Origin of the sequence: Mycobacterium sp. (genome assembly GCF_035499775.1) — a bacterium.
In the GTDB taxonomy this organism is placed as follows: domain Bacteria; phylum Actinomycetota; class Actinomycetes; order Mycobacteriales; family Mycobacteriaceae; genus Mycobacterium.
On sequence record NZ_DATJYB010000416.1, the window covers coordinates 1 to 7,321 of the forward strand.

At 66.7% G+C, this 7,321-nt stretch carries 5 protein-coding genes; all 5 read right to left on the bottom strand.

The genetic code is table 11. The annotated features are described in order from the left end of the window. The coding region (locus tag VML93_RS25820) for a GMC family oxidoreductase (protein WP_325615111.1) at positions 1-410 on the bottom strand (410 nt) is incomplete at its 3' end. A gap of 30 nt (positions 411-440) precedes the next feature. Beyond that, positions 441-1,919 carry a long-chain fatty acid--CoA ligase gene (locus VML93_RS25825; protein ID WP_325615112.1) on the bottom strand — a complete coding sequence of 493 codons (1,479 nt, stop codon included), beginning with the start codon at positions 1,917-1,919 and terminating at the stop codon, positions 441-443. Between the two features lie 35 nt (positions 1,920-1,954). Beyond that, positions 1,955-3,391 carry an aldehyde dehydrogenase family protein gene (locus tag VML93_RS25830; RefSeq protein ID WP_325615113.1) on the bottom strand — a complete coding sequence of 479 codons (1,437 nt, stop codon included), beginning with the start codon at positions 3,389-3,391 and terminating at the stop codon, positions 1,955-1,957. A 14-nt stretch (positions 3,392-3,405) separates the two neighbouring features. Continuing rightward, entirely contained in the window at positions 3,406-5,391 is a 1,986-nt protein-coding gene (locus VML93_RS25835) for a GMC family oxidoreductase (RefSeq protein WP_325615114.1), read from the bottom strand. 231 nt (positions 5,392-5,622) lie between these two features. Further along, positions 5,623-7,149, bottom strand: coding sequence for an aldehyde dehydrogenase family protein (locus VML93_RS25840; protein WP_325615115.1), 1,527 nt, complete (start codon positions 7,147-7,149; stop codon positions 5,623-5,625). Between the last annotated feature and the right edge of the window lie 172 nt (positions 7,150-7,321).

The window sequence follows — 7,321 nt, forward strand, 5'->3', positions numbered from 1 at the left end:
GTGCCGTGGTATTCGTCGTCGAACTCGTCGTTGCACTCGGAGCGCTTGAACACGGGGAGGACCTCGTCGTAGGACCAGCCCGGCGCTCCCTGTTCGGCCCATTCGTCGTAGTCGAGCCGGGGGCCGCGGATGTAGATCATCGCGTTCATCTCGCTGCAGCCGCCCATGACCTTCGCGCGCGGCGAGAACACCCGGCGACCGTTCAGATGCGGCTCTGGCTCGGTCCAGTAGTCCCAATCGATCTTCGAATGGAACTGCTTAATTAGGGCGACCGGCGCCTTCACGTCGAACCTGCGGTTGTTGCCGCCGGCTTCGATGAGCAGTACCTGCGCGGTTTCGCTGAGCCGGGCGGCTACCGGGCAGCCCGCCGAGCCGGCGCCGATGACGATGTAGTCGAATTCTTGTGACACGTCGGACTCCTTTGGTCTGGGCGCCCGAAGCTAGCTGGGTACCTCGATGGCGCGTTTGAGGATTTTGCCGGTGGGGGTTTTGGGCAGCTCGTCGACGAACCAGATGGTGCGTGGGTACTTGTACGCGGCCACCTGCGACTTGACGTAGGCCTGCAGTTCGTCGGCGGACAGCTGCTCACCCTCCTTCAGCGCGACAGCGGCGGCGACCTCCTCACCGAGCTCGTCGTGGGGGATACCGATCACCGCGGCTTCACGCACGGCGGGGTGCTCGTAGAGGACTTCTTCGATCTCGCGCGGGTAGACGTTGTAGCCGCCGCGGATGATCAGGTCCTTCATCCGGTCGACGATGAAGAAGTAGCCGTCCTCGTCGACCTTGCCCACATCGCCGCTGTGGAACCAACCGTCGGCATCAATCGCTTCGGCGGTGGCCTCGGGGCGGTTCCAGTACGCCTTCATGACGTTGTGGCCGCGGATGAAGATCTCGCCGACCTCGCCCTGGGCTACCTCGGCGCCGTGCAGGTCGACGATCTTCATCTGCACACCCTCAACCGGGGTGCCGATCGAGCCCGGCTTGCGCTCGCGATCAGGGTGGTTGAACGACGCGATCGCGGACGTCTCCGAAAGGCCGTAGCCCTCAAGCAGTTTGCAGTCGAAGCGCTCCTCGAATCCGCGCAACACCTCCACCGGCAGCGCCGCGCCGCCGGACACGCAGACTCGCAGCCTGACGTCGTGTTCCGAGGCCTGGTGGAGCAGCGCCGTGTACATGGTGGGGACACCCGCGAACACCGATACGCCGTCGCGGTCGAAGATCTCGAGCGCCTTGGCGGGGTCGAAGCGGGGCAGCAGTGTCAAGCACGCCCCGGCGCGCACCACGGTGTTGAGGGCACAGGACTGCCCGAACGCGTGGAACAACGGCAGCCCGCCGAACACGGCGTCCTGCTCGGTCATCGAAAACAGCTGCTGGGCGATCTGACAGTTTCGTCCGAGGTTGCCGTGCGTGAGCTGAGCGCCTTTGGGAGTGCCGGTGGTGCCCGACGTATACAGGATCACCGCCGTGTCCTCGGGCGCTCGATCCACCACATCCGGCGCCGGCTCGGCCGACGCCAGCAGCTCCTCGAACTCACCGGGCTCGACCAGCACGCACTCGGCCCCGGCCTCGGTGGCGCCGGCCTCGGCGGCGCTGGCGAACTCGTGCCAGGCAAACACCACTTTGGCGGCGGAATTCTCCAGATAGAAGCGCACCTCGCGGCTCTTGAGCAGCACGTTCATCGGCACGACGACGCTGCCCGCGCGCAGCGCACCGTAGTAGACAAGGGCGAAGTAGGGACTGTTGGGGAGCATGATGCCCACCCGGTCGCCCGGCCGCACCCCCTTGGCACGCAGCAGACCCGCCACCCGAGCGCTGCCCTCATCGAGGGCGGAATACGTCAGCTCGACGTCGTCGAGCTTGATCGCGGTGCGGGAGCCATGCCTGCTCACGGTGTCGATCAGGTTGCTTGCGAGGTTCATCGTAAATCTCCTTTGGGATGGGTGAGCCCCGCTGATCAGCGTTGGATCGATTTGAGGTAGAAGAACTCCTCCAGACCGTGGGCGCCCAGCTCGCGCCCGTGGCCGGAGCAGCCGACACCGCCGAACGGAGCGCACGGGTTGAACGCTCCGCCGTTGACGTCGACCTGACCGGTGCGGATGCGTCGCGCGACGCGCATCGCGCGCTCTTCGTCGCCTGACCACACCGCCCCCGAGAGCCCGAATCGCGAGTCGTTGGCGATTCGAATGGCGTCCTCTTCGTCGTCGTAGGCGATGATCGACAGCACCGGCCCGAAGATCTCCTCCTGCGCGATCGCCATGTCGGTGCGCACGTCGGAGAACACCGTCGGCGCCACGAAGTAGCCCCGGTCCAGGCCGGCCGGCTGCTCCGCGCCCCCGGTCACCAGGCGCGCGCCCTCCTGGATGCCGCGCCGGATCCACTCGCGCACCCGATCGCGCTGTTGGGCAGACGCCAGAGGGCCCTGCTGCGTGGCGGGATCGAACGGGTCGCCCAGCGTGTGCGCCTCCGCGACGGCAGCCGCGATGGCCTCAGCCTCGGCCAAGCGGTGACGCGGTACGAGCAGGCGGGTGAGCGCGATGCAAGTCTGGCCGGAATTGAGCAGGCAACGCGTTACGCAAGCGGTGATCGCCAGCTGCATGTCGGCGTCATCGAGCACGATGCATGCCGACTTGCCGCCGAGCTCGAGCGCCGCGGGCACCAGGTTGCCTCCGGTCACCGCGCCGACGAGGCGTCCCACGCCCTCGGAACCCGTGAAGGTGACGATGTCGACGTCGGAGTGTCCGACCATCGCCGCGCCGACCGTCTGGCCGTACCCGGTGACGACGTTCAGCACCCCGGGCGGCAAGCCGACCTCGTCGAGAATCTCGGCCAGCACAAATGCGGATAGCGGCGTGACTTCGGAAGGCTTGAGCACGACCGTGCACCCGGCGGCCAATGCCGGTGCCACCTTGCCGGCTATCTGATGCAGCGGATAGTTCCACGGCGCGATCGCGACCACGACGCCAATCGGCTCGCGCACAACCAGCGAATTGCCGATCTCCTCTTCAAACGCCAGCCCATCCAGCAAGCCGCGCATGGTCGCGAAAGTCATCGTCGGCAGGCCGACTTGGATCAACCGTGCCAACCCGACCGGGGCGCCGAGCTCACTGGCGATGATCGCGGCGAGCTCGTCACCGCGCTCCGAGAGCCGCTCCGCGACGGCGTCGAGCAGGGTCGCGCGCTGCTCGACCGAGGTGGCCGCCCAGCCCGGGAATGCGGCCCGGGCCGCCGCCACGGCCCGGTCCACGTCGTCGGCGGTGCCCGCCGGTATGCGGGCGATCACGTCCTCGGTGTAGGGATTGACGACGTCGATGGTCTCGTCGGAGGTGGCCTGAACCCATTGCCCGCCGATGTACAAGCGGTCGTGGACGGGTGTGGGAATCGTTGTGGTCATGGCGATTGGTCTCCTCAGGCGTGGATGGCGGGGCGTGCGGCGGAGGCCGTGGCGGCGATCGATTCCGCGGTGCGGTGGGCAAGTGCCATGGCCGTGATCATCGGGTTCACGCCGCTGGCGGTCGGCATCGCGCTGGCGTCGCCGATATACACGCCCGGCGTGTCATGCAGTTCGCCCGATGGATTGGCGACCGAGGTGGCGGGGTCGGTGCCCATGCGGCAGCTGCTCATTTGGTGAGCGGAGAAAATCTTGTGGCCGCCGAACCGCAGCGGCAGCTGTTGCATTGCGGCGATGAACTTTTCGAGGTCGTCACCGCGCCTCCACCGGGCGGGCACCGGGGTGAACGGGACGATCTCGTCGGCACCCGCCGCGGCCTGCAGACGGATCTGCTTCTCGATCGACGTGCGGGCGATGCGGACGTCGAGTTCGTCGGCGAGCGCGTAATGCACGACGCCGTTGCCCTGCTTGTCGATCGTTACGGTGCCGTGCCCGCGGTCGCGCGGTATTCCGATGAGAAACGCAGCGTGCTCCAGGCGGGCCATCGTCTGCTTGTGCTCGGCGCCCGACGCTCGTGACATCCCGGCGGTGATGATCGACAGCGCCCACTGCGCGTTCTGAATCAGGAAGCCGTAGCCGTCCTCGATGTTGGCGAATTCGTCGACCATCGCCGTCATCGGTGCACCCCACCACGGTGTCTGCTTGTCGGGGTAGAGGCCCAGGAAGCCCAGCACCGGATGCAGCCGAAGATAGCGACCCGCGGCGGGACCACCGATGCCCGATCGCAGCAGCAAGGCGGGCGACTCCAGCGAGCCGGCGGCCACCACCACCCGCGGCGCGCGCACGGTGACACCCGAGGTCGCGCCGGTCTGCGGGTCGGTGTAGGCGGCCTGAACCCCGGCCGCGCGGCCGCCCTCGACGAGCACCCGCTGAGCGGTGCAGTTCGCCATCACCCGGGCGCCGGCATCGACCGCGTCGCACAGGTAGGTGCGGCGGATGTCGAGCTTGGCGCCCGAGCGGTCCCCGAAGCCGATGTGACCGGCCGAGTCCGGCGAGTAGACGGCGGGATCAGCGTTGCGGCTCAGGGTGGTAAACGACCATCCCAGCGAAGCCGCGCCGTCGCGCATGCGCTGATGCGGACCGTTGAGGTCAGAGCAGCGGTCGTTGACGCCGAAGCGGGTCCACACGGCATCGAGATGACGGTCGAACTCGGGGCCCGCGACATCGTGCAGACCGAATTCGCCGGCCCACTGTTCACGCACCCAGGACGGCGTGCGCAGACAGTTGGACCAGTTGATCGTCGGGCCACCGCCGAGGGTGGCGCCGGCCAGGACGCTGACGTTGAAGTCGGCGGTCGGCGTCGGACCGCCGCGCCAGAACATGTTCTGTAACGCCACCAACTCCAGCCCGTTGAAGTCCTTCTCCCAGCGGTTGCCGCCCGCCTCGAGCACGACCACGTCGAGTCCGGCCTTGGCGAGCACCGCCGCGATCACGCCCCCGCCCGCGCCGGAGCCCACCACGCACACATCCGCGTCAAGTGACGTGTCACCGTGCTGGGGCACGACCGTGGGCAGCGGCCGGACACTGCAGGGGGGGCACGTCGGCGGGCCGCCGTAGCCCCACGTTTGCCACATCGGGTTCAAACCGGTCGCGGGGCTGGGCGCGCAGTACGCGAGGGCCAGTGTCAGCGAGGTCAGCGCGTTCAGGCCAGCCGCCGGCGCAGTGCCCATCAGGCCGACGTTGCGCAGTAGCTGCTCGCGCGAGCGCAGCGACCCGGTCGCGAAGCCCAACACATGCAGGCCGTCCAGCAGCCCGAGCAGCCCGGCGAGCTGCTCCTGGGGGAGCTGGGCGAGGGTATGTGCGACTGCGCCGTCGGCGCCGAGGTCGCTGCCGCTGGACGCCCAGTATCCGGACGCGTCCTCATCATGCTGCAGGGAGGGAACAACCGTGTCCGCAAGAGCACGGAGTACGGCCCGCTGGCTGTCGGTGAGCTGCAGTGTCATGGTGTTCGTCCTCCGTGGGGATAGCCGTGATCAGCAAGAAATTCGGCACGGTTGAGTGGTTGGTTGGTGCGATAGGGGGGCATCGAGCTCGTCGGCACGGTCGTCCGGGCGGCCATCTTCGAGGTCGCGGAGGTCTTAGAACAGGTGGTGGTGGCTGTTGCCATTGCCGGTCCTTTTCCCCAAAAGGAGCGTACCCGCGTTCGCACGCATTTGGACCTACTAATCCGCCGATTACCTATTGAGGCGCCGACGCCAGTTTCGGGCCCCCAAGAGTCGCGCCGCCAGCGCTTGCGCCCGGCCTTTGCGTGGCGAATAGGGATACCAGAACAGCTCCTTCTTGAGCGTCAGACGTTCGGCGACAATGCTTTTCGTCTTGCAGTACTTGCGGATGCCGGATGCGCCGCCACTGCGGGCACCGATTCCGGATTCTGCCCAGCCGCTCATCGGAACCGGGAACTGAAAGACATTCATTATCACGTTGTTGACGTTGACCGAGCCGGCGTTCAATTGGCGCGCCAGACGCATGCCTTTGGTTTTATCTGCCGTCCAGACGCTCGCCGACAAGCCGTAGGCCGAATCGTTGGCCAGCTCGACCGCCTGCTGAGCGCTGCTCACCTTCATCACGGGCAGCGTCGGGCCGAAGGTCTCCTCGCGCATGCACGCCATGGAGTGGTCCACGTCCACCAGAACGGTGGGACGGTAGAACAGCCCTTGGTCGGCAGCGGCCCCGCCGGTGAGAACCGTGGCGCCCTTTGAGATCGCGTCGTGTACATGGGCGGCAACGGTTTTCAGTTGCTGCTCGGTGGCCATGGCCCCGATGTCGACGGAGTAGTCGTGTTCGGCGTCCATTCCCTGGCGCAGTGCCTGGGCGCGCTCGACGAGCTTGTCGACGAACGCGTCATAGACGGGGGATTCGACATAGACCCGTTCGACCGAGATGCAGGTCTGCCCGGCGTTGAAGAACCCACCCCAGATCGCGCCGTCGACCGCCCGGTCGATGTCCGCGTCAGCACAAACGATCATCGCGTCCTTACCGCCGAGCTCCAGGCTGCACGGGATGAGACGCTCGGCGGCGCGCACGCCGATCCGCCGTCCGGTCGCGACCGAGCCGGTAAACATCACCATGTCGACCGCATCAACGACCGCGGCACCGGTTTCGCCAGCGCCAGTGACGACTTCGAGAACATCGGGTGCACCGATGTCTTTCCAGCCCTGTACCGCGCGCTGCCATGCCAACGGCGTGAACTCCGAGGGCTTGGAAAGTACTGCGCAGCCGGCCATTAACGCGGCCGGGATGTCCAGCAGCGGCATCGCCAGCGGATAGTTCCACGGCGTGATGACCCCCACCAGTTCACGCGGGTGGTAGCTGATCACCAGTTTCTTGGCGAGATTAGCTGCGCCTGAGGGCTTTACCGACTCGTCGGCAAGAAACTTGGCGGCATTGTCTGACCAGTAGTTGATGCTTTGGGTGCCGGCCAAGATTTCGATGTTGGCGTCACCCCACGATTTGCCCGACTCCAGCTGCAGCAGTGTCAGCAGTTCTTCGGTGTGGTCAAAGATCCAATCGCGCCACTTGCCAAGCCATTCGGCGCGACGACGCGGGCCCATCGCAGCCCAGTGTGGTTGTGCCGCACGCAGCCTCGACCCCGTCGCGGCGACGTCGTCTGACGAGTGGACAAGCGTCGAGCCCACGGTGTCGCCGGTGGCGGGGCAGGTCACGATGAATTGCCCTGGAGTAGCCTCGAGAGTGTGGGTCATGTCTGGCTCCTGTCGGTCAGTTTCACTCGCGCTCAATGGCTTTCATGGATGAGGTCGGCCGCCGCGGTCTTCGACAGTCGGCTCGCGACCACGGTTCCCGCCGAGCCTGCGCCGACAAGGATGTACTCGTCCGAACGCACCGACAGTCCTCTCCGTTTGAGCGTGCTAGCAC

Coding starts and splice junctions, on each gene's coding strand:
- VML93_RS25825 (WP_325615112.1), bottom strand. CDS start 1,919: ATGAACCTCGCAAGCAACCTGATCGACACCGTGAGCAGGCATGGCTCC.
- VML93_RS25830 (WP_325615113.1), bottom strand. CDS start 3,391: ATGACCACAACGATTCCCACACCCGTCCACGACCGCTTGTACATCGGC.
- VML93_RS25835 (WP_325615114.1), bottom strand. CDS start 5,391: ATGACACTGCAGCTCACCGACAGCCAGCGGGCCGTACTCCGTGCTCTT.
- VML93_RS25840 (WP_325615115.1), bottom strand. CDS start 7,149: ATGACCCACACTCTCGAGGCTACTCCAGGGCAATTCATCGTGACCTGC.